Origin of the sequence: Streptosporangium lutulentum (genome assembly GCF_030811455.1) — a bacterium.
Classification (GTDB): Bacteria; Actinomycetota; Actinomycetes; order Streptosporangiales; family Streptosporangiaceae; genus Streptosporangium; species Streptosporangium lutulentum.
In genome coordinates this window covers 8,997,773-9,019,104 of the sequence record NZ_JAUSQU010000001.1, presented here as the reverse complement: position 1 = coordinate 9,019,104, position 21,332 = coordinate 8,997,773, and the positions used below count along the sequence as shown (strand labels likewise).

22 protein-coding genes and 1 pseudogene are annotated in these 21,332 nt (G+C 70.0%); 9 read left to right on the top strand and 14 right to left on the bottom strand.

Features of this window, described 5'->3' with window-relative positions:
- Positions 1-94: 94 nt before the first annotated feature.
- From J2853_RS40725 to sigE, 4 genes are all read right to left on the bottom strand, one after another.
- Positions 95-1,723 (bottom strand): S1C family serine protease, encoded by a 1,629-nt coding sequence (locus tag J2853_RS40725; protein WP_307566739.1) that lies wholly within the window; start codon positions 1,721-1,723, stop codon positions 95-97.
- A 95-nt stretch (positions 1,724-1,818) separates the two neighbouring features.
- Complete coding sequence (locus J2853_RS40720) at positions 1,819-2,829, bottom strand: sigma-E factor regulatory protein RseB domain-containing protein (RefSeq protein ID WP_307566738.1); 1,011 nt, start codon at positions 2,827-2,829, stop codon at positions 1,819-1,821.
- Complete coding sequence (locus J2853_RS40715; protein ID WP_307566737.1) at positions 2,826-3,356, bottom strand: anti-sigma factor family protein; 531 nt, start codon at positions 3,354-3,356, stop codon at positions 2,826-2,828. Before J2853_RS40715 ends, J2853_RS40720 begins: the two co-directional genes overlap by 4 nt.
- 52 nt (positions 3,357-3,408) lie before the next feature.
- Entirely contained in the window at positions 3,409-4,041 is a 633-nt protein-coding gene (gene sigE, locus J2853_RS40710) for an RNA polymerase sigma factor SigE (RefSeq protein WP_307566735.1), read from the bottom strand.
- 171 nt (positions 4,042-4,212) lie between these two features.
- Here sigE and J2853_RS40705 point away from each other — a divergent pair, with 171 nt between their 5' ends.
- Positions 4,213-4,863, top strand: coding sequence for an O-methyltransferase (locus J2853_RS40705; protein WP_307566733.1), 651 nt, complete (start codon positions 4,213-4,215; stop codon positions 4,861-4,863).
- 165 nt (positions 4,864-5,028) lie between these two features.
- Here the strand turns inward: J2853_RS40705 and J2853_RS40700 are convergent, their stop codons facing one another.
- Entirely contained in the window at positions 5,029-6,519 is a 1,491-nt protein-coding gene (locus J2853_RS40700) for a leucyl aminopeptidase (RefSeq protein WP_307566731.1), read from the bottom strand.
- A gap of 186 nt (positions 6,520-6,705) precedes the next feature.
- The gene (locus J2853_RS40695; protein WP_089211841.1) at positions 6,706-6,873 is read right to left on the bottom strand and encodes a DUF3117 domain-containing protein; all 168 of its coding nucleotides are present in this window, start codon (positions 6,871-6,873) and stop codon (positions 6,706-6,708) included.
- Between the two features lie 189 nt (positions 6,874-7,062).
- Between J2853_RS40695 and J2853_RS40690 the strand changes: the two genes are divergently transcribed.
- Together J2853_RS40690 and J2853_RS40685 are read left to right on the top strand one after the other, a co-directional pair.
- The gene (locus J2853_RS40690; RefSeq protein ID WP_307566728.1) at positions 7,063-7,845 is read left to right on the top strand and encodes a PaaX family transcriptional regulator; all 783 of its coding nucleotides are present in this window, start codon (positions 7,063-7,065) and stop codon (positions 7,843-7,845) included.
- Between the two features lie 26 nt (positions 7,846-7,871).
- Entirely contained in the window at positions 7,872-8,654 is a 783-nt protein-coding gene (locus J2853_RS40685) for an enoyl-CoA hydratase-related protein (RefSeq protein ID WP_307566726.1), read from the top strand.
- A gap of 99 nt (positions 8,655-8,753) precedes the next feature.
- Here the strand turns inward: J2853_RS40685 and J2853_RS40680 are convergent, their stop codons facing one another.
- Positions 8,754-9,371 (bottom strand): DNA-3-methyladenine glycosylase I, encoded by a 618-nt coding sequence (locus J2853_RS40680; RefSeq protein WP_307566724.1) that lies wholly within the window; start codon positions 9,369-9,371, stop codon positions 8,754-8,756.
- Positions 9,368-9,979 carry a hypothetical protein gene (locus tag J2853_RS40675; RefSeq protein ID WP_307566723.1) on the bottom strand — a complete coding sequence of 204 codons (612 nt, stop codon included), beginning with the start codon at positions 9,977-9,979 and terminating at the stop codon, positions 9,368-9,370. The genes J2853_RS40680 and J2853_RS40675 overlap by 4 nt, the downstream gene beginning before the upstream one ends.
- A 41-nt stretch (positions 9,980-10,020) precedes the next feature.
- Here J2853_RS40675 and J2853_RS40670 point away from each other — a divergent pair, with 41 nt between their 5' ends.
- Positions 10,021-10,320: a hypothetical protein gene (locus J2853_RS40670; RefSeq protein WP_307566722.1), complete on the top strand. Its 300-nt coding sequence runs from the start codon at positions 10,021-10,023 to the stop codon at positions 10,318-10,320.
- Here the strand turns inward: J2853_RS40670 and J2853_RS40665 are convergent.
- The 3 genes and pseudogenes from J2853_RS40665 to dapE all read right to left on the bottom strand — a co-directional run bounded on the left by J2853_RS40665 (position 10,297) and on the right by dapE (position 13,009).
- Positions 10,297-10,884 (bottom strand): LOG family protein, encoded by a 588-nt coding sequence (locus J2853_RS40665; protein WP_307566720.1) that lies wholly within the window; start codon positions 10,882-10,884, stop codon positions 10,297-10,299. The two genes, J2853_RS40670 and J2853_RS40665, sit on opposite strands and share 24 nt — an antisense overlap.
- Before the next feature lie 9 nt (positions 10,885-10,893).
- Positions 10,894-11,689: pseudogene (locus tag J2853_RS40660) on the bottom strand (LOG family protein).
- Positions 11,690-11,947: 258 nt separating this feature from the next.
- Positions 11,948-13,009, bottom strand: coding sequence for a succinyl-diaminopimelate desuccinylase (dapE, locus tag J2853_RS40655; RefSeq protein WP_307566718.1), 1,062 nt, complete (start codon positions 13,007-13,009; stop codon positions 11,948-11,950).
- A gap of 199 nt (positions 13,010-13,208) precedes the next feature.
- On the opposite strand from dapE, the gene J2853_RS40650 reads away from it, so the two are divergent.
- Positions 13,209-14,066: a hypothetical protein gene (locus J2853_RS40650; RefSeq protein WP_307566716.1), complete on the top strand. Its 858-nt coding sequence runs from the start codon at positions 13,209-13,211 to the stop codon at positions 14,064-14,066.
- Positions 14,067-14,271: 205 nt separating this feature from the next.
- Here the strand turns inward: J2853_RS40650 and J2853_RS40645 are convergent, their stop codons facing one another.
- From J2853_RS40645 to fdxA, 3 genes are all read right to left on the bottom strand, one after another.
- Entirely contained in the window at positions 14,272-14,940 is a 669-nt protein-coding gene (locus tag J2853_RS40645; protein WP_307566714.1) for a DUF4178 domain-containing protein, read from the bottom strand.
- Between the two features lie 11 nt (positions 14,941-14,951).
- Entirely contained in the window at positions 14,952-16,031 is a 1,080-nt protein-coding gene (gene dapC, locus J2853_RS40640; protein ID WP_307566712.1) for a succinyldiaminopimelate transaminase, read from the bottom strand.
- A 147-nt stretch (positions 16,032-16,178) separates the two neighbouring features.
- Positions 16,179-16,505 (bottom strand): ferredoxin, encoded by a 327-nt coding sequence (gene fdxA / locus J2853_RS40635; protein WP_089211832.1) that lies wholly within the window; start codon positions 16,503-16,505, stop codon positions 16,179-16,181.
- 160 nt (positions 16,506-16,665) lie between these two features.
- On the opposite strand from fdxA, the gene J2853_RS40630 reads away from it, so the two are divergent.
- The 4 genes from J2853_RS40630 to J2853_RS40615 all read left to right on the top strand — a co-directional run bounded on the left by J2853_RS40630 (position 16,666) and on the right by J2853_RS40615 (position 21,332).
- On the top strand, positions 16,666-16,851 hold the full coding sequence (locus tag J2853_RS40630; protein WP_307566711.1) for a putative acetyltransferase: 186 nt from the start codon (positions 16,666-16,668) through the stop codon (positions 16,849-16,851).
- A 101-nt stretch (positions 16,852-16,952) separates the two neighbouring features.
- The gene (locus J2853_RS40625) at positions 16,953-18,023 is read left to right on the top strand and encodes an ABC transporter substrate-binding protein (RefSeq protein WP_307566710.1); all 1,071 of its coding nucleotides are present in this window, start codon (positions 16,953-16,955) and stop codon (positions 18,021-18,023) included.
- A 105-nt stretch (positions 18,024-18,128) separates the two neighbouring features.
- Positions 18,129-18,905, top strand: a complete 777-nt coding sequence (locus J2853_RS40620) for a class I SAM-dependent methyltransferase (protein ID WP_307566709.1) — start codon at positions 18,129-18,131, stop codon at positions 18,903-18,905.
- A 111-nt stretch (positions 18,906-19,016) separates the two neighbouring features.
- Positions 19,017-21,332 (top strand): hypothetical protein, encoded by a 2,316-nt coding sequence (locus J2853_RS40615; protein WP_307566708.1) that lies wholly within the window; start codon positions 19,017-19,019, stop codon positions 21,330-21,332.

Sequence of the window (21,332 nt, the reverse complement as noted above, 5' to 3'; positions counted from 1 at the left end):
GAGTTTTCAGACTAATACCCTCAAGCCTAAGCACGCGCCCGCGTGCCGCCCACATCGGAGGGCTCCGAGGTGGGACACGCGGGCGCGACGCCCGTCAAGAAGGTTGCGGCGTGGGCACGGCGGGAGCGGCGCCGACGGTCACGGTGGCGACCTTCTCCTGGCCTCCACGCTGATACTTGACCGTCAGCTTCTCACCCGGGGCCTTGTTCCGGACCAGCGCGATCAGCTCGTTGCCGTCCTGCAGCACGACTCCGTCGATCTCCAGGATGACGTCACCGGGCTTGAGGCCCGCCTGGGCGGCGGGGCCGTTCGGCTCGATCGGCTGGATGCCCTGCCTGGGCTCGGCCGCGATCTTCACTCCGGAACCCTCGAAGGTCGAGTCGATGGTGACACCGATCCGCGACTTCTTGGCCGAACCGGTGGCGATCAGCTCTTGGGCCACCCGGCGCGCGTGGTTCACCGGGATGGCGAACCCGAGGCCGATGCTGCCGCTCTGGCTGCCCACCGACCTGCCGAGCGTGGCGATCGCCGAGTTGACGCCGATGACCTCGCCGTTGGTGTTGACCAGCGGGCCCCCGGAGTTACCCGGGTTGATGGCCGCGTCGGTCTGGACGGCGCTGAGCCACGTGGTGTCGGAGCTGTTCTCCTCGCCCGCCTGGACGGGGCGGTTGAGCGAGCTGACGATGCCGGAGGTGACGGTGCCGGTCAGGCCGAGCGGGGACCCGATGGCGATGACCGGATCGCCCACGACCACGTTGTCGGAGTTGCCGAGGACGATCTCCGGAGCGCCGAAGGTCTCCTCGGGCTTGACCACGGCCAGGTCGGACTCGGGGTCGAGGCCGACGACCCTGCCGGGAGTGGACTTGCGGTTGTTGAACTGGATCTGGATCTGGGTCTGGCCACCCGGTCCGGCGGCGGCGGCGACCACGTGGTTGTTGGTCACCACGTAGCCACCCTTGATCAGGAAGCCGGAGCCGGTGGCCGCGCTGGTCCCGCCCTCGACGGTCAGGGAGACCACGCTGGGCAGGACCTTCGAGGCCACGCCCGCGACCGACTCGGGAGGCCGGACGTTGGAACCGCTCGGCGCCTTCCCCAGGTCGAAGGAGGGATCGTGGCTCGAACTCGCCGGACGGGTGAGGAAGTAGGTCCCGAAGCTTCCCAGCGTCGAGGCCAGCAGCGCGATCACCAGGGCGAGGACGACCATCGTGCCGGTGCGCGGCCCGCGGCGGGCAGGAGGCGCGACGCCCCCGAAACCGCCGGGACCACCGGGGCCGCCGGCGCCGGGAGGCGGCGCCCAGCCGGGCCCCATGCCGAACGCCTGGGACGGCGGAGGCGGGGCTCCGGGGGAGGCGAAGATCGCCGTATCCTGCCGGGCCCTGCCGGACGGATCGCCCCAGCCGTCCTCGACGGGGCGGCCCCCCTGGCCGATCTGGTCGCCCTGTGCGCTCTGGCCGCCTTCGCCGAACAGCGAGCCCCGGTCGTCGTATCGGAGCTGCTCGGCGTAGCCCTGCTGCCCGGCCTGGCTCCGCTGGGCGTAGCCCGGCGGGCCGCCCAGCTGGCTCCAGCCGTCGTCGCGGGGCTGCTCGCCCTGGAAGGGCGCCTCACCCGCGGGCAGGAACTCCGGCCGGGAGAACTCCGGGGTCGCGTCTCCGCCGTCGGTGAAGTCCGACGGCGTACGCCCCTCAGCACCATGCGCCTTGTGGGTACCAGCGTCGTCGGTCATCGAATACTCACTACTCCTTGCCCCGTATGAGGCCGCTCACCGAGTCAACCCGGCAATCTTCCCCTGAGCGACATACGAGAGATGTAAAGCGCGCTTTATCCGAAGGGATTGACCCAGGAAAGCAGACGGTTCGCACCCCGGCCGAGCCGTGTCCAGAGATCGGGCACGGGCTCGTGGGGCAATGCCGCGACGGCGGCGTCGACCATGTCGGCCGGAGCGTCCGCGAAGACGGTGTAGACATGACCCCCACTCGCCCAAATCGTCTCCTGCCCAGCTGAGTCCCGGATCCAGATCGTATGCCCACTGCGCTGCTCCGCATGCCACCCCTGGAGACGTTCTTCATCAAGCACACCAGATTGGATGAAAACCGATACAACGGACAATCCATCCGAATATCCCAGATATAAGTACCCAGGAGAAGTGTTGTGGGCGGCGAACAGTTCCAGCCGGCCGGGCAGGGTGCGAGGAAAGCTCCAGCCGTCGGCGAGCAGCCGGGGGACCTCAAGGAGGGCGAAGCCGCCGGCCGTCGCCGGAACGGCGCCCTTGCCGGCCGGGTCGAGGGTCAGATCGACGAAGGCCCCGGCGTGGACGACCTGGCCTCCGTCGTCGAGGAGCTCGCTGCGGAGTATCAGCCCTCCGGCCTCGTCGAGCCAGTAGCGGGCGGCGACCGTGCCGTCCGGGCGCAGGACGTTCGTGAGGCGGGCCGGACGGCCACAGGCGTGGCCCGCACCGACGTCCACGACCCGGTAGTTCCGGGCCAGGACGTCGAGCATGAACGCGGAGGGGCTGATCATGCCCCCCGCGGGGGTGCCGGGATCCGCCATCTGGACGGGGCCTGACGGGCCGGTCCGCGTCATCAGCCCGACCCCCGGAACGTTCCGGACCTCAAGCACCGAGGAGACGGCGCCGGAGCGGCCCCAGGTGGTGACGTACTGCGTCCCGGAGTATCCACGCGCCCTGCCCGCGACCGCCGCCTCACGGAGCAGATGAAGGCCGGTGTCCTCGCTTTCGGCCTCGTCCGGCGGAGCGGCATACGCGGGAATGCCCGCGACCGGCCCCAGCAGCATGACCGCCGCCAGGAACACGGTGACGGACAGCCGGATCACGGAGTGGGTGAGAAGCTCGGCTTCGCCGTGCCGCCGAAGGGCGCGGTGTGCCCGTGCTGGTTGGCGAACATGTCGACCGGTGGCACGACGCGCGGGTTGGGGTGGGCACCGCCCACGACGAACAACGTGCCGATCGCCACGGCCGCGGAGGCGACGCCCACCGCGACGTAACCGGCCCTTCTCGACCGGCGGGGGCCTCCGGCACGGCCGCGAGGCCGGTTGTCCGGGGGCGCGACGCTGTACATGCTCGGAATCGGGGCCCCGCCGAAGGTCCGCGCGGTCGGAAAGGGCCGCTCACGCGGCGGCAGCGGCCCTCCGGGCTCGGACATCCGCAGCAGCGACATGGTCAGGTCGGTCGGCATGGCGGGCCCGTCGAGGGACCGCAGCCGGCTCTTCAGCGCCCGCACGGCGTCGACCTCGGCCCGGCAGTCGCCGCAGAAGGTCAGATGTGACAGGGCACGGTCGCGCTCGTGGTGATTCAGCTCACCGTCGACCAGCGCCGAGACACGCTCTCCAAGATGACTCATGTTCACTCCTTGCCAAGTGGCTCGTCGTGACATTCGTCATGACTGTGGTTTCTCATGCGAACTCCTCCCCGTGGGTGACGTTCGGGGGGAACCGGTCGCTTCGTGGCGCGCGGTGATCCAGCGCCTCACGCAACTGCGCCCGGCCGCGATGGATGCGGCTGCGGACGGTGCCGAGCTTCACACCCAGCGTGGCCGCGATCTCCTCGTAGGACAGTCCCTCGATGTCACACAGAACGACGGCCGCGCGGAACTCGGGCGCGAGCGCGTCGAGCGCCGCCTGGATGTCGGACTCCAGGTGAGTGTCGTCGTATACCTGAGCCGGGGACGGCTCGCGCCCGCGCAGCCGCTCGGCGGCGTCGTCGGCGAGCCCCTCGAACCTGATGCGCTGCTTGCGCCGCGCCATGTCGAGGAACAGGTTGGTGGTGATGCGATGCAGCCAGCCCTCGAAAGTGCCTGGCGTGTAGTTCGACAAAGACCTGAAGACCCGTACGAAGACTTCCTGAGTGAGATCCTCGGCATCGTGCACGTTGCCGGTCAGCCGATAGGCCAGCCGGTACACGCGCGCGGAATGCGTCCGGACCACCTCTTCCCACGTGGGGGGTGTCCAGTCAGACACGGGAGCATCGGCCTGGTGGTCGGACTCGTCCACCAGCACTCCTCTCTCCGGGACCACCGCTATCGCCATAGTGCCTGGTTTCGTCCCTTCGTGCGCACTCACTACCTTCAGGACCGGCAAAGGCCGCTTAAACCGTGCAACGCACTGGGCGCGACATGAGTTCCCGATCGGGCCTGCCTCCCTTAGGCTGCGACCCAGTGCCTATATGACTGTGTACGGAGAAAGCGGGAGGAGAGGCCGATGGCTGAGACGCCGACAAGTCCGTTGGAGGCCACTCTGGCCTATGCGGAGGAGTTCCACACGGAAGACGAGATCCTTCATGCCGCGCGGCAGCGCGGTGTGGAGGTGGGTGCGCGCCCGATCCTGCCCGGAGGCGGCGCCGCCCTCTGCTTCCTCGCCACCGCGATCAACGCCCGTGCCGTCGTGGAGATCGGCACCGGCTGCGGCGTGTCCGGCCTGTGGCTGCTCCGCGGCATGCGCCAGGATGGCACGCTCACCAGCGTGGACGTGGAGCCCGAGCACCAGCGACTGGCCCGGCAGAGCTTCGCCCAGGCCGGTTTCTCCGGCGGCCGGATCCGGCTGATCACCGGCCGCGCCCTCGACGTGCTCCCCCGCCTGTCCGACGGGGGCTACGACCTGGTCTTCTGCGACGGCGCCATGCAGGAGTACGCCGACTATCTCGCCGAGTCGATCCGGCTGCTGCGCGTCGGCGGCATCGTGGTCTTCGACAACGCCCTGTGGCACAACAGGGTCGCCGATCCCACCCAGCGCGACCCTGACACCGTCACCGTGCGGGAGCTGGGCAAGCTGGTCCGTTCGGACGAACGGCTCCGCCCTCTGATGATGCCCCTCGGCGACGGCATCCTGGCCGCCGTCAAGCTCTCGGACTAGCGCTCCGGAGACTCCCGGCGGGAAGCGGGGATCTCCGGAGCCCTGCCGCGGAGAAAGGCCCGGGAGCTCCGGCCGCGAACCGCGGAACACCGATCACGGGGCTCCGGCCACGGTCCGCCTTCCGCGAACCGCGGAGCCCCGTGATCGGGGTCCGGAATTCGTGATCTACCGCGCGGACAGCCATTCGAGCAGCAGGCGCACGCCGTACCCGGTGGCGCCCTTGCTGAGGAAGCCCTCGTCGGCACCGCTGCGGCCGACGCCGGCGATGTCCAGGTGCGCCCACGGCCGCTTGCCGGTGAACTCGCGCAGGAACAGCGCCGCGGTGATGGAGCCCGCGCCGTAGTTCGATCCGACCTCGATGTTGGCCAGGTCGGCCACGCTGGAGTCGAGGCCCGGGACGTAGTCGTCGATCAGCGGCATCCGCCAGAGCCGCTCACCGCTGGTCTCGCCCGCGTCGATCAGCGCCGAGGCCAGGTCGTCGTCCGAGGCGAAGATCGCACCCAGGCCCTGGCCCAGGGCGATGCTGATCGCTCCGGTCAGCGTGGCGACGTCCACCATGATGTCGGGGTCCAGCTCCGCGTCGGCGTAGGCCAGCGCGTCGGCCATCACCAGGCGCCCCTCGGCGTCGGTGTTGAGCACCTCGACGGTCCGCCCGCCGTACTGCGTGATCACGTCGGAGGGGCGCTGGGCCGTGCCGGAGAAGGAGTTCTCGGCGGCGGCGATGAGACCGGTGACCCGGACCCGCACCCCGAGGGAGGCCAGCGCGCCCAGGACCGCGATGACGACCGCGCCACCGGCCATGTCGGTCTTCATGAACTTCATGCCCGCGGTCGGCTTGAGCGACAGGCCGCCGGAGTCGTAGGTGATGCCCTTGCCGACCAGGACCACGTGCTCGGTCGCGCCCTCCGGCTCGTAGGAGAGCTGGATCAGCCGCGGCGGGCTCTGCGAGCCCTGGCCGACGGCGGCGATGCCGCCGAACCCACCGGACCGCAGCTCCTTCTCGTCCCACACCCTCGCGGTGACGCCCTGCTCCAGGGCCCGCTCGGCGAGCCAGGCGGGGTTCTTCACCGAGGAGGGCGTGTTGGCCAGGTCCCTGGCGAGCGCGACGGCCTCGGCGACCACCTTGCCCTTGGCCACCTCCGCCTCGGCTCCCTCGCCGACGAACTCGATCATCGCCACCGACGTGGACTTCTTCTCGCCCATCCGGAAGGCGTAGGTGGCCAGCAGCGCGCCCTCCACGAACGCGGCGACCGGCCCCTCGGGCAGCACGATCCTGATCGTGTCCTTGCCCCTGCCGCGCCGGGCGACCGCCGCACCGGCCTTGCGCAGGTCGGCGGACGAGCCGTCCCCGACCCCGTAGAGCAGCACCCGGCCCACGACGTCGCCGTTGGCGACGGGAACCTCGATGATCTCTCCGGCCTCGCCCTTGGCCTGATAGTGGTCCAGCAACGCCGCCGCGGGCATCGGCAGCTCGATCTCAGGGGCCCGATCCGCCGCGAAGGGGACCGCGAGCAGCTCGGCGTCCTTGGCGATCGAGGTCTCCGTGGCCGCTCCGTCCGGAGAGGGGGCCGGATCGGCGCCTTCCGCGGGGGTCACGACGGACAGTCCGTGTCCGTACATCGTGTGGGGTAGTAGCTGATAGGGCGAGAGGGGCATGGGTCACTCCAGTCATCGGCCCGTGGGCCGGGGAAACGCCGCGGCCCTGGCGCGAGCCACCGTGAGGCAGTCCGACGGCCAGGGCCGTATTGATCATCGGGTGCGGTCGCGCGGGCCGTCGCAGGTGTCATGCTCCCCGAGCAGCTCAAATAGGACCCGGCTTCACCGCTTGTTCTCAGATCAGGATCAGCCGACGATCTTCTTCAATTCCTCACCAAGGGCATTGGCCTCGTCCGCCGAGAGCTCGACGACAAGGCGGCCGCCACCCTCCAGAGGAACCCGCATGACGATTCCCCTGCCTTCTTTGACGACCTCCAGCGGACCGTCACCGGTCCTCGGCTTCATAGCCGCCATGCGTGTATCCCTTCCTGCATCGGGCTCCGGATCTCCGACTGACCCGAGGGTGGCCGACGCATTCACGTCTTCTGTGATGTCCTATTATCCCGCCTCCGCACGGAGAATGGGAACGATCAGCCTCAGCATCGGCTCATCCGGCAATCAAGACCGTTGTCCGAGACCCCTCAGACGACCAAACTTGTCTTCGTGAACGCCCGCGCCGCTCTATTCGATCTGTATGGGGACCACCTACGGTCCCGAGGCGGCCGCGCGTCCGTGGCCGCCCTCGTCCGTCTGCTCGCACCGTTGGGTATCGCCGCCCCCGCCGTCCGCACCGCAGTCTCGCGGATGGTGCGGCAGGGCTGGCTGGCGCCGGCCCGGCTGTCCCAGGGGCCCGGTTACGAGGCGACGTCCAAGTGCGTACGCCGTCTCGACGAGGCGGCGTTGAGAATTTACCGAGTTGGGACGATCACCTGGACCGGCCGGTGGCACATGCTCGTGGTGGAACCTGTGCGTGAGCGATCCAGGCGGGAGCGGCTCAAGGCCGATCTGTCGTTTCTCGGATACGCCCCGCTCTCGGAGACGACGTGGATCGGCCCACGCCCGTCCCCCGAGCTCGACTCGATCCTCAACGGCGAGAGCATCCGCGCCGACCGGTTCGACGCGGTGCTCGACGGCGACCCCAGGACGCTCGTCGCCAGAACCTGGGACCTGGACGGCATCGGATCGGCCTACGAGGGGTGGCTGGTCCAGGCGGTGGACCTGATCGCCGGTCTGCCCCAGGACGCCACCGCCGACCAGGCGTTCGCCACCCGGAGCAGGCTGCTGCACGGCTGGCGCAACTTCCTGTTCCGCGACCCCGGCCTTCCCGCCGAGCTCCTGCCGCCGGGCTGGCCGGGAGAGAAGGCCAGGATCTACTTCGAGCAGGAGGCCACCCGCCTGCTCCCCGCCGCCACCGCGTTCGTCGACCGCAATCTGACCGAGCCGTAGCCCAGAAGCCGTAGAAGGAGTTTCCGTTGAACGACGTTCTCTACTCGGTCGACGACGCCGTCGCCACCGTCACCATCGACCGGCCCGAGGCGATGAACGCGCTGACCACGCGGACCAAGGCGGACCTGCTGGAGGCGCTGACCATGGCCTCACAGGACCACGCCGTGCGTGCGGTGCTGCTGACCGGATCGGGGCGGGCGTTCTGCGCCGGCCAGGACCTGAACGAGCACGCGGCCAACCTGGAGGCGGGCCGCGGCCTGAACGACACCGTGCGCACGCACTACAACCCGATCGTCCGCACGATCGCCGAGATGGGCAAACCGGTCGTCGCGGCGGTGAACGGCGTCGCCGCGGGTGCGGGCGCCGGCCTGGCCTTCGCCTGCGACCTGCGGATCGCCTCGGAGAAGGCCAAGTTCGCGATGGCCTTCGGCGGCATCGGGCTGGCCCCCGACTCCGGCACGTCCTGGACCCTCCAGCGCCTGGTCGGCCTGCCCCGCGCGACCGAACTCCTGCTGCTCGGCGAGCCCCTCGACGCGGCCCGCGCACTGGAACTCGGGATCGTCTCCCAGGTCGTCCCCGCCGACGAGCTGAGCGCCACGGCGCACCGGCTGGCCGTACGGCTGGCACAGGGTCCGACAAGCGCCTACGCGGCGACCAAGCGGGCCCTGGAGCACGCCGCGAGCAGCTCTCTGGCCGACGCCCTGGCCCTGGAGGCGGAGCTCCAGGACGCCTGCGTCAAGACCGACGACCATCTGAACGCCACCCGCTCCTTCCTCAACAAGGAACGGCCCGTCTTCGAGGGCCACTGACAGGCCCCGCTCACGGACTCACGGCGGCTTCCGAAAGCGACGGCCGCGCCCCGGAGACAGGCGCCGGCCGGAGTCGGACGCGCGGCCGGGCGTCGGCCGTCAGGGGATCTCGCGCGTCCAGCAGCCGGCCAGGTGATCGTTGACCAGGCCGATGGCCTGCATCAGTGAGTACGCGGTGGTCGGGCCGACGAAACGGAAGCCGTGGGACCTGAGCTCCTTGGCGAGCGCCTTGGAGGCCGGGGTCTGCGCGGGCGTGTCCGCGAGGGTCGCGGGCGCGGGGGAGTCCGGGTCGGCGTAGCGCCAGACGAGGTCGGACAGCTCGACGTCGAGAGCGGCCCTCGCGTTGGCCACCGCGGCCTCGATCTTGGCGCGGTTGCGGACGATGCCCGCGTCGCCGAGCAGCCGGTCCACGTCGGCCTGGCCGAACGCGGCGACGGCCGGGATGGAGAAGCCCGCGAAGGCCGCCCGGAAGTTCTCCCGCTTGCGCAGGATTGTGATCCACGAGAGGCCCGACTGGAAGGCCTCCAGGGTGAGCCGCTCGAACACCCGGTCGTCGCCCCTGACCGGACGGCCCCACTCCTCGTCGTGGTAGGCGATGTAGTCGGGCGCGGTGGTCGGCCAGCAGCGGACCCGCTCGGAAAGGACCGGCTCGGAAAGGACCGGCTCGGGCGAGATCGGCTCGGGCGAGATCGGCTCGGCGAGGGTCGGCTCGCTCATCGCGACTCCTCCTTTCCGAGGCGCTCGCCTGCCGGCCACGCGCCGAAGGAGCCAGACGACGACTCGGAGGAGGGCACGGACGCGGGCTCGGGCTCGGATGCGGGCTCGGGCTCGGGCTCGGTCGAGGAGTCGTACGAGTCCTCGGACAGCGGCCCGGACACGGATCCGTACGACGACCCGGACGGCGAATCGGACGGTCCGGAAAGCTCCTTGAGCTCCTTCAGCTCGGAAAGCTCCTTGGGCTCCTCGGGCTCGTGATCGGTGCGCGGGCCGGCCAGGGGGCTCGCCTGGATCTCCTGACGGGCCTGGAGCCTGCTGGACAGCAGCTCCGACACCCGCTGCTCCAGTACGGCGATCCTGGTGTCACGCTCGCTCAGGGCGTTGGCGACCCGGTTCAGCGTCTCGTCCACGCTCTGCGTGTGATAGCCGACAAGACTTACCGGGAGCTGGAGGGCCATGAAGTCGACGGCGCTGAGCTGCCCGGCGACGGGCAGGTCGAGCGGCGGGATGTCCGGGGCGAACTCGGTCAGCTCGCCTCCCCGGCCCATGGCGACCACCGTCACCCCGGCGATGACGACTACGGCAGCGAGAACGAGTACGACCAGCACATATGAATCGTGCCACAAGTCCTCTGATCTAGGATCGTGTCATGGCTGCTCTTGTGGTACTCGGGCCCGATGACCAGGGTGAACCCGACTGGGTCGAGGCCCGCTCGATCGCCGAGGTCGAGGAGCTCGCCCGGGCCGGGCACACCGTCTCCGTCACGCCCTCCGCCCTGGCCGGAGACGGAGACGAGGCCTCGGAACTCACCGTGGCCTCGATCTGCGCCTGGACGGGCGCCCGGGTCTTCCGGACCGACCGCCCCGACCAGGTACGGCTCGCGGTCGAGATGACCGATTCCCTGGCGGGGCGGCGCCCTCCCGCGTTAACCCGCCGTGGCCTCGCCTAGCTCCTCCGGACTCGGCGCCAGGTGTCCGGTCGTCTTCTCCAGCAGCTGGAACGCCTCCTCGACCGTGGTGGTCCAGGAAATGGCGTCGAAGACGTTCGGACGGGTGAATCCCGCCTCGTGCATCCCCTCGACGAGTTCCTTCAACGGCGCGTAGAGGCCCCACGGGTCCAGCAGCACCAGCGGCTTGTCATGCAGGCCGAGTGTCCTGGTGGTCCAGATCTCGAACAGTTCCTCCAGGGTCCCGATACCGCCCGGCAGCACCAGGAAGGCGTCGGACCGGGCATCCATGATGCCCTTGCGCTCGCGCATGTCGGTGGTCACCACCAGCTCGTCGGAGTCGCGGTCCGCGACTTCGATGTCCACGAGGGCCTGCGGGATCACTCCCACGGTCCGGCCGCCGCCCGCGCGGGTGGCCCGGGCCACCGCGCCCATGCACGAGACCTTCGCGCCGCCGCTGACCAGGGTGTGCCCTCGCCTGGCAAGCTCGGTGCCCACCTCTTCGGCCAACGCCAGATACTTTTGATCGATCTTCTGACTTGACGCCAGGAATACGCATATGAACACGGTCAAACCTTATTGGGCGTCTCCGATGGTGTTCCGCACGGCCCTCTGCTCCTCCTTGAGGCGTGCCCCCCGGTTCTGGTCGGCTTCGCTGATGATCCGGACGGCCTCGTCCACGTCGTCGGTGACATGGATGAGGTCCACGTCCGCCGGGGAGATCTTGCCGGTCCCCACGAGGGTCGACCTGATCCAGTCGAGGAGCCCTCCCCAGAACTCCGTTCCCATCAGCACGACGGGGAAGGAGGTGACCTTGCGCGTCTGGACCAGGGTCAGCGCCTCGAACAGCTCGTCCATCGTGCCGAACCCGCCCGGCAGCGTGACGAAGCCGCAGGAGTACTTCACGAACATGGTCTTGCGGACGAAGAAGTAACGGAACTCGATGCCTAGGTCCACGTACTCGTTCATGCTCTGCTCGAAGGGGAGTTCGATGCCCAGGCCGACGGAGACGCCGCCCGCCTCCCTGGCGCCCTTGTTGGCCGCCTCCATGCAGCCGGGGCCGCCGCCGGTGATCACGGCGTAGCCCGCCCTGGACAGCTTCTGGCCGAGCTCCACCCCCATCTTGTACTCCAGCGAGTCCTCGGGGGTGCGCGCGGACCCGAAGACGGTGACCGCCTCGGGCAGTTCCGCGAGCTGGCCGAAGCCCTCCACGAACTCCGACTGGATGCGCATCACCCCGCCACGGATCCATGTGCAGCCAGTCGGCCGGTCCTCTTTTGTCGAGAAGTCGCTGGTCGTGAGTCGAATCGGAGACGAGATCACCGCGGACCACGGCGCCCCCCTGACGGCGCTCCGGACGTGTTTTCTTCATGCGGTCACGCTAGCGCCGTCTATAGAAAAATCTTGAAAAATCTCCCCGGGAACACGGAACCGGATTTCGAGGAAGCCGCGTCTAATTGCCGAGGGTGCTGCTCGGGACTGAAAGTGGCTTTCCCCGCCAAATGGCCGGCGAGGAAAGCCACTTTCATTTGTGTCCGGCCGCCTGGGGCGGGGATCCGCAGGTCAGAGACCACGCGTCGTCCTCGCGCCCTGAGCCCCTCCCCTATGGGCCACCGAGATCGCGTGCTCGTCAGGCCAGCCAGTCGAGCATTCCGCGCTCGCAGTCGGCGATCTTTTCGAGTGACACGAACTCGCCCCGCTGGTGCGCCAGATTCGGGTCGCCCGGACCGTAGTTGACCGCGGGAACGCCGAGGCTCGAGAAGAGCGAGACGTCGGTCCAGCCCAGTTTGGCCCTCGGCTCACCTCCGACGGCGCTCACGAAGGCCGCCGCCACCGGATGGGTCAGGCCGGGCCGCGCGGCGGGGGCGCCGTCGGTGAAGCGGACCTCGAAGCCCTTGAACACCTCGTTGACGTGCGCCTGCGCGTCCTCCAGCGACAGGTCGGGGGCGAAGCGGTAGTTCACGGTCACCACGCACTCATCGGGGATCACGTTGCCCGCGACGCCGCCGGTGATCGCCACCGCGTTCAGGCCCTCGTGATACTCCAGCCCGTCCACGATCGGGAGCCTGGCCTCGTAGGCGTTGAGGATCTCCAGCACCGGCTGGGCGGCGTGGACGGCGTTGACCCCGAACCAGGACCTGGCGCTGTGCGCGCGCTTGCCCCGGACGGTGATCTGGGCCCGGAGCGTGCCCTGGCAACCGCCCTCGATCATGCCGTCGGTGGGCTCCATGAGCACCGCGAAGTCCCCGGCGAGCCAGTCGGGACGGCTGCGGCTGAGCCGGAGCAGGCCGTTGCGCTCGGCCTCGATCTCCTCGCAGTCGTAGAAGACGTAGGTCACGTCCCGGCTGGGCGCCTGGAGCGCGGCGGCCAGCTTCAGCGCGACCGCGACGCCGGCCTTCATGTCCGAGGTGCCGCAGCCGTACAGCAGGTCGCCCTCGACCCGGCTGGGCAGGTTGCCGGCGACCGGGACGGTGTCGAGGTGTCCGGCGATCACCACCCGCTCCCCGCGCCCGAGACGGGTGCGGGCCACGATCGACTCGCCGTCGCGGTCGACGCTCAGATGCGGAAGCGTCCGAAGCGCCTCCTCGACCGCATCGGCCAGTGCTTTCTCGTTGCCGCTCACCGACTCGACGTCCACGATCCGCGCGGTGAGCGCCCCGACGTCCTGTGTGAGATCCAGACGCGTACTCATGCTCGCGACCCTATCTGTGCCCGGGGACCTCGCCGGGAGAGGCGTTCCTCCCGGCGGCGGTGCCCGCCGGTTCCACCCGGGGGGTGTCGCGGGAGACCCGCCGCCGACCGGCCTCGCTCCTACGTCACCGGGCGAGGACGCGGTGCTCGCGCCCCTCCGCCACGCCGCGCGTTCGCCGCGGAGCGATAGGTTCTTCAGGGTGCGCCGACGCTTCTCCAAAGGGGTCATCGCGATCATCGCGATCGTGATCGTGCTCGCGGTGGCCATCACCGTGGGCCTTCTCAAGCTGCTCAACCGGGTCACGCCGCTGGCCGGGCCCGTTGAGGGATGCGCGGTCACCACTCCCATCGGCTCGCTGGACCTGGATATCGAGCAGGCTCAGGTGGCCGCGACCATCGCGACCGTGGCGGCCCGCAGGAAACTGCCCGAAAGGGCCGTCGTGATCGCCTACGCCACCGCCATCCAGGAGTCCAAACTGCTCAACCTGGAGTCCGGCGACGGCGACCGTGACTCGGTCGGGGTGTTCCAGCAGCGGCCCTCGCAGGGCTGGGGCAAGCCCTCGCAACTGATCGACCCGATCTACGCCTCGGGCAAGTTCTTCTCCGCGCTGGTGAAGGTGAAGAACTACCGGAAGCTACCGCTCCACGAGGCGGCGCAGGAGGTGCAGCGCTCGGCCGACGGATCGGCCTACGCGCAGCACGAGGACGAGGGGAAGATCCTGGCCGCGGCGTTCACCGGACGGGTCCCCAAGGCCGTGCACTGCTGGTTCTCGGACCCCACTGACGAGGCGTCGGCCCGCCCGGCCACGGACGCGACATCGCCTCCCGCCGCGGAGAAGGCCCGGCGCAAACTCGTCGAGACCCTCGGCCCGGGAACCACGCTCAAGACCTCCTCCTCGGAGCGCGGCTGGCTGATGGCCAGCTGGTCGGTCGCCCACGCCCAGAAGTTCGGGCTGCGCCTGATCCGTTACGACGGCCAGGCCTGGACCTCCACGACGGGCCGCGAGGGCTGGAAGGCCGACGCGGCGGCCTCCACCGGCCGGGTCGAGATCTCCTGACGGCACCGCCGGACGGCCGTCCCCCGTCCCCCGTCCCCCGTCCCGGGGACGCGACGCCGTCCGCCCGGTTTTCCGCACCGTGAACGCGGCGCCGCCGAACGGCCGCCCCGGAGGCGCGACGCCGTCCGCATGGTCTCCGTACCGTGAACGCGGCACCGCCGACCGGCCTTGCCCGGCGACCCCGCCGGAGGCTCGGCGGATGCCGTCAGCCCTTCTTCTCGATCCTGATGGTGCCCGGGGGCAGGGCTTGCGCGTAGGAGGAGCTCCAGCGCTGGCCCTGGAGCCGTTCGAAGCTGAGCAGGCGGCCGTCGGCCGCCCGGTAGTCGGCGAAGTCGAGCAGGCCCCGCTCGGGCATCGAGGTGACGCCCTCCGCGCGGAAGGCCGCGGTGCCCCGGGCCGCGGGAAAGAAGTCGACGCCCTCGACGCTCAGCGTGGTCTTGGCGGGGACCATGCCCTGGGTGGGCACCGAGGTCCACAACAGCACCTCAAGGTGGGGCAGGTCTCCGGCCTCCAGGGCGGGGCGCGTCTCGATCGACAGCCACTGGTAACGGCGGGTGCCGTCGTCGAGGAGGTATTCGGTCCACTGGTTGCCCTGCCATGACAGGTACATGGCGCCGAGGACGCGGCTGCGCACCCCCTGGCAGTCGATCGTGTCGCCGACCTTGATCATGCGGGGGTCGGGGTAGTCGATGCCGACCTGGCCCGCGCTCGGTTGAGGCGGCTGCGCGACGTCGGCCGTTTGGAGGGGGCTCTCGCCGGGAGGCTCGGGTTCGCGAGACTTTTTGTCCTGACGCGTGGTCGCGAGGAACGCGCCAAGCAACAGAACAAGCGTGACCGCGCTCAATCCGAGTATCACGGCGACCACGGGCGTCATGTCGCGCGATCCTACTGGAGGCGGCGCACCGCCGCACTGATCCTTTCGTCACTGGCCGTCATGGCGATTCGGATATGCGCGTCGCCGGCTTTTCCGTAGAACTCACCCGGCGCGACCAGAATCCCCTTACCTGCCAGCACGCGCACCTGCTCCCAGCAGTCCGTGCCGTTGGACGCCCAGAGATACAGGCCCGCGGTGGAGTGCTCGATCTTCCAGCCGGCCGCCTCCAGAGCGGGGCGGAGCATCGCGCGGCGGGCGGCGTAACGAGCCCGCTGCTCCCCCGCGTGCTCGTCGTCGTCCAGCGCCGCGGCCATCGCCGCCTGGACCGGCTCGGGCATGATCATGCCCGCGTGCTTGCGGACCTCCAGCAACCGCTGGATCAGCGCGGGGTCGCCCGCGACGAATCCGGCGCGGTAGCCCGCCAGGTTGGAGCGCTTGGACAGCGAGTGCACCGCGAGCAGACCCTCGTGCGAGTCACCGCACACGTCCGGGTGCAGGATCGAGACCGGCTGCTCTTCCCAGCCGAGCTCGATGTAGCACTCGTCGGAGGCCACGACCGCACCGCGCTCGCGCGCCCACGAGACGACCTTGCGCAGGTGGTCGACGGGCAGGACCTTGCCCGTCGGGTTGGACGGGGAGTTCACCCAGACCAGCGGCACCGCCTCGGGGCCGAGCGTGAGCAGCCCGTCCGTGGCGTACGGCTCGGCGCCCGCGAGACGGGCTCCCACGTCGTAGGTGGGATAGGCCAGCTCGGGAAGGATCACTCGCTGCCCCGGGCCGATGCCGAGCAGCGTCGGCAGCCAGGCCACCAGCTCTTTGGAGCCGATCAGCGGCAGCACGTTCGACGGGTCGAGGACCACCCCGTGCCTGCGCCCCAGCCAGCCCGCGGCCGCGGCCCGAAGCCGCTCGGTGCCGTAGGTCAGCGGGTATCCGGGGCTGTCGGAGGCGTCCGACAGCGCCTGCCGTACGACGGCCGGAACCGGGTCGACGGGAGTGCCCACCGACAGGTCGACGATGCCGTCGGGATGCTCCTGCGCCAGTTCCTTCAGCGGCGTCAGTCGATCCCACGGAAAGTCCGGCAGCCCGATCACAGCTCTCCCCAGTAGTGCGTGTCCCCGTCCGGATCAGGGCGGGGAAGAGGCTTCTTCATGGAGGCCGGGCCCATGGGTGGGCCGGGATCCTCCAGGAACCGGCGAGCAGGGGCGGCCGTCGTGCGCCGCCCCTGCTCGCGGAGGCTCCTAGTTGCCCTCGGCCTGCGGGGGCAGCGCCGCGACGACCGGGTGGTCCTTCTCGATCTTGCCGACCTTGGAGGCGCCACCGGGCGACCCCAGGTCTTCGAAGAAGTCCACGTTGGCCTTGTAGAAGTCCTTCCACTGCTCGGGAAGGTCATCTTCATAGAAGATCGCCTCGACGGGACATACAGGTTCGCACGCGCCGCAGTCCACACACTCGTCGGGGTGGATGTAGAGCATGCGTTCGCCCTCGTAGATGCAATCGACGGGGCACTCCTCGATGCACGCCTTGTCCAGGACGTCCACGCAAGGCTGCGCGATGACGTAGGTCACCTCGGGCTCCTTCTTCTTTACGCACCTAGGCACGACTTCAACCGCGGGTTGCTACGCCCTAGTATTGCCGTGCCCGCTGGCTGTCGGAAACGGGAGGGGGCAAAAGGCGGTGACCCATGGCTTCGGCGCACGCCTGAATATCACCCTAACCCCTTCCGACATGGGCAAACGAGTTACCACGCGGCGACGGGTTCCCGAAGGGTTCCGCGACGCGGTGGGCGAGCTCGAATTCTGGCGGGACGGCGTGCTGGGCGTGCGCAAGCGTGACGGCACCCTGGTCGAGATCGCCGAGGACACGCTCGTGGCGGCGAAGGTCGTCCCGGACCCTCCGCGACGCCGCGCGTAACCCGCCGCGACGCCGTACCCAACCATCCCGCACGTAAGCCATTCACCAAAAAAGGCCGCGCCTCCTCGACCTGCCCCGTGGTCACCTGGAGTATTCGACCGGTGACCGTACGCACCAGCGCAACCGCCGCCGCCGCGATACTTACCGCCACGATTGCCGGATGTAGCGCCCCGGCCACCGAGAACAACGCCGTCAAGCTTCCGCCGGTCAACCCCCAGGCCGCCTCCCTCAAGGCGGGCTTCTCGACGATGGACCGCCTCGTCGACACGGCCAAGAAAGAGGGCTCGCTCACCGTGATCGCGCTGCCACGCGACTGGGTGAACTACGGGGAGATCATCGACGCCTTCACCGACGAATACGGAATCAAGGTCAACCAGCTTGAGCCCGGGGCGAACAGCCGGCGGGAGATCGAGGCCGCGGCCTCGCTCAAGCCCGACGTGTTCGACCTGAGCATGGACGTCGCCGTGGACAACGCCGCCATGTTCGCGCCCTACAAGGTTCAGACCTGGCAGGACATCCCCGACACCCTCAAGGACTACAAGGGGAACTGGTACGCCGGGTACGGCGGCTACATGTCCATCGGCTACGACCCCCGCAAGATCCCCGCCCCCGCCTCCTTCGCCGACCTGCTCAAGCCCGGCCACAGCGTCTCGCTGCCCGGCGACCCCCGGCAGACGGCCGCGGCCTTCAACGCGGTGATGGCGGTCTCGCTCAAGGGCGGCGAGGCCAGGGCGGAGCGGGGCGTGGAGTTCTTCGGCCGCCTGAAGAGCGCCGGGAACCTCGCCGGCAAGGGGCGGACGGCCACGTCCGTCATCGACTGGGACTACCAGAACTCCGAGCGGGCCGCCGAGAACGGCGAGTGGAAGGTCACGATCCCGGGCGACGCCGTGCTCGGTTCGTACTACGTCCAGGCCATCAACAAGAAGGCCCCGCACCCGGCCGCCGCCCGGCTGTGGCAGGAGTTCCTCTTCTCCGACAGGGGCCAGAACCTTTTCCTCAAGGGCTATGCCCGTCCCGCCAGGATGGAGGCCCTCCAGATGCGCGGCACCCTGGACTCCGAGCTCGCGGCCAAGCTTCCCGCCACGTCCGCCAAGCCCGTGATCCTCACCATTCCCGAGACCGACACCGCCAAGGCGTACGTCCAGCGCGAGTGGGCGAAAAAGGTCGGATAAGCCTGTGGCTGAAGGGACTGATATGTCGCGACTTCTCTGAGGCTCTAAAGTGTCTGGAGAGTAACGATAAGAGGCCCTGTTGTCTCAGAATGTGAGCTGATCGTCTTGCGATACGACACCCCGAGCACGATGAGGTGGAACGCTCGCGCCTATGACAGCAGCTTTGGTTATGTTTCAGCGCATGGCGCTCCCCTGGTCGAACTGCTCGACCCCCAGCCCGGGGAGCGCATCGTGGATCTCGGCTGCGGTACCGGGGTACTGACGGCCGAGATCACCTCCCGGGGCGCTCGCGTCCTGGGGATCGACGGATCCCAGGCGATGATCGAAAAAGCCCTGTCGCAGTATCCGGGCCTGGACTTCATCGTCGGCGACGGCAGCGACTTCACGGTCGCCCAGCCGTACGACGCGGTCTTCTCCAACGCGGCCCTGCACTGGATGGGCCGGGAGCCGGACGCGGTGATCGCCAGCGTACGCGACGCGCTGACCCCCGGCGGGCGGTTCGTGGCCGAGATGGGCGGCGCGGGCAACTGCGCGGCGCTGATGGCGGCGCTGTTCACCGCGTGGCGGGAACACGGGCTCCGCGAGCCCGGCCTGCCCTGGTACTTCCCCACCCCCGCCGAGTACGCCACGCGGCTGGAGAAGGGCGGGTTCACCGTCCGGCTGCTGGAGTACTTCGACCGGCCGACCCCGCTCGACGAGTGCCCCAACGGAGCGGCGGACTGGGTGCGGATGTTCGCCGGGTCGCTGCTGCGTGATGTGCCCGCCGACCTGGTCGAACCGCTCCTTCGCCGGGTGAACGAACTGGCCGCCCCCGCCCTGCGGCGGGAGACCGGTTGGATGGCTGACTACGTACGGCTCCGGTTCGCGGCCGTGCGCCGCTGAGCGGACCCGATGCGCCGGGGCGATTTGCCAGACTATGGTCTGTTCCATGAGTCTCGTTCCTCGACGATGTGGAGTGACTCGGGCGGCTTGAGGGGCTGGTGAAGGGAACGGATGAACTTCAGTCTGAGTGACCTCGTGCCGCCGCTACGCTGGAGCGACGCGGCCACGATCCCACTTCTACGTGACCAGCCGGATCTCCCGGACGCCTGGTGGCGGAGCCTGCCGATGTCCCGGGTGCTCGACGTGCTGGGCCCCGAGAGGCTTGCCGAGATCCTCGCCGGGATCGCCCTGCGACACTGGCCGGCGGCCGCGGTGGGCGACGTCCTTCCCGCCCTGCACGTCCTGGACCCCGAAGAGGCCGACGAGCCCTGCACGGCCATCGCCCTCGACCGCACCGGCTCCTGGCCGGGCCTGCTCGCCCTGACCGGCCACGACCTGCGCGACCAGCCCTTCATCCAGCCGATCCCCCTCCTGAACGCCCTGTTCACGGCGGCCTTCGCCCGCCTGGTCACCCCTGCCCCCGCGTCGCCGGTGCCCGCCGTCACCTCCGGCCGGGACCTCGAGATCCCGGAGCCGGAGGGGTCGTTCTTCGAAGCCCGTGCGGCCCGCGACGTGACGCCGGAGACCGGCGCGGAACTCCACGAGAGCGCGCCCGCGCGAGAGCCGGAGACGCCGGACGCCGACGCCGGTCCCGCGCCGGTGGAGGCCGTCGCGGAGCACCGCGAGATCGCCCCGCCGGAGGTCGCCCCCGCGCTCGTCGCCGGAGACGTGGCCGAGCTCGCGCCGGTCCCCGCGACCACGGCGAGCCCCGCCGTGCCCGAGCCCGAACCCGAAGCCGCCCCGGAGCCCGAGGCCGTGCCCGCGCCGGCTCTCGAGGCCCCGCCCGCCCTCGAAGCCTCGCCCGTTCTTGAAGCCGCCTCGGCGCCCGAGGCCGACCCCGCCCCGGCCACCGCCGAACCCGAGCCGGAGGCCGAGTCCTTCGACGCGCCGGAGCCGGAACCGGCCGACGCCTCCCAGCCGTCGCGAGAGCGGGAGCCCAAGCCGGACGCGGTCTCGGCGGGGGATGTGCCGAAGGCCCGGTGGCCCGCCGAGAGCCGGTCCGAGGAGAATCTTCACGCGCTGCTGGACGGCGTCTTCGCGAACGTCGAGGACAAGCGCTGGGCCGTCGCGCAGAACCGGCTGTTCAGCGATGCCCCGGCGGCCCCGGAGGCGCTGGCCAATCTCTTCGCCGTGCCGGTCGAGGTCATCCAGGACCTGGAGATCGACCTGCGCAGGCAGCTCAAGGAGTGGCTCGCCTCGGACGAGGCCGCGCCCTACCGGGACCATCTGGACGCGGTCAAGAAGATCATCGGCAAGGCCGCCCCCAGGGAGCGGCTGATCAACGCGGCCGACTGGCACGGCCGTGATCTCCACTCCCTCGACGTACCGGCCTGGCAGTTCGTCCTGGCCACCCTCCCGGACTACCACCTGGTCGACGAGTGGCTCGTGGAGGGTGACATCGCGGAGCTGCGCCACCGCACCCGCAGCATGATCAGTAGCGCCAAGTCCCCGCTGACCATCAACAAGGCCCTCGACATGGTCTCCTCCCTGGGCATTCACCCCGAGGTGTCCAAGGAGTGGCTGGAGAACGTCCCCCAGCTCCGGATCCTCGGCGCCGGCGAGCGGCCGCCGCAGCGTCAGAACGGCGCGTCCGCTCCGGCCACGGCCTCGGGAAAGCCCGCGGCCGGGCCGGACGGCCCCGCGGCGGACCAGCCGGCCGAACGGCCCCCGGCCAAGGCGGCCAGGCGCCCGGTGAACGGCAACGGCCAGGCCGGGCGTCCCCCGGGCGGAGCGGCCGAGCAGCCCCCGCCCGGACCGCCTGAGGAGCCCGGCCCCGGGGAGACGGAGAAGCGGCCGGCCAAGGAGCCGTTTCGCCCGCTCAAGGACGTCTCGCTGACCCGGCTCTGCTTCCGGCAGCCGGACGGCCGGTGGTGGCTCAGGATCGACGTCACGCCCGAGCATCTCCACGGCGCCGAATACCCGCTGCCCAGCGGATTCGCCGCCTATCTCGGGATGACGCCCGGCGTCGGCCACACGGTCAACAGCACGGTGGGCGAGCTCACCCTGAACTGGCAGGACAGGCCCGTCCTGGAATCGCTCAAGACGCTCCTCGCGGATGTGGGCGCCAAGGAGGGAAGCCACCTGTTCCTGACGCTGTCCGACGAGGGGGTCCTGCGGGCCAGGCACCTGCCGGCCGCGGCCAAGGACGCGGACCCGATCGCGCACGCGTTGCGGCTGGTCGGCTACACCGCGGCGGGCGGCACCCGCGAGCAGGCCTGCCGGGTCATCGCCACCCGGGTCGGCATGACGGGCCCCGTGGGAATGCCCGATCTTCTCGTCCGGCTACGAGAACGCGGGGACCGCGATCTACTGTCCCTGCTGGCCTAG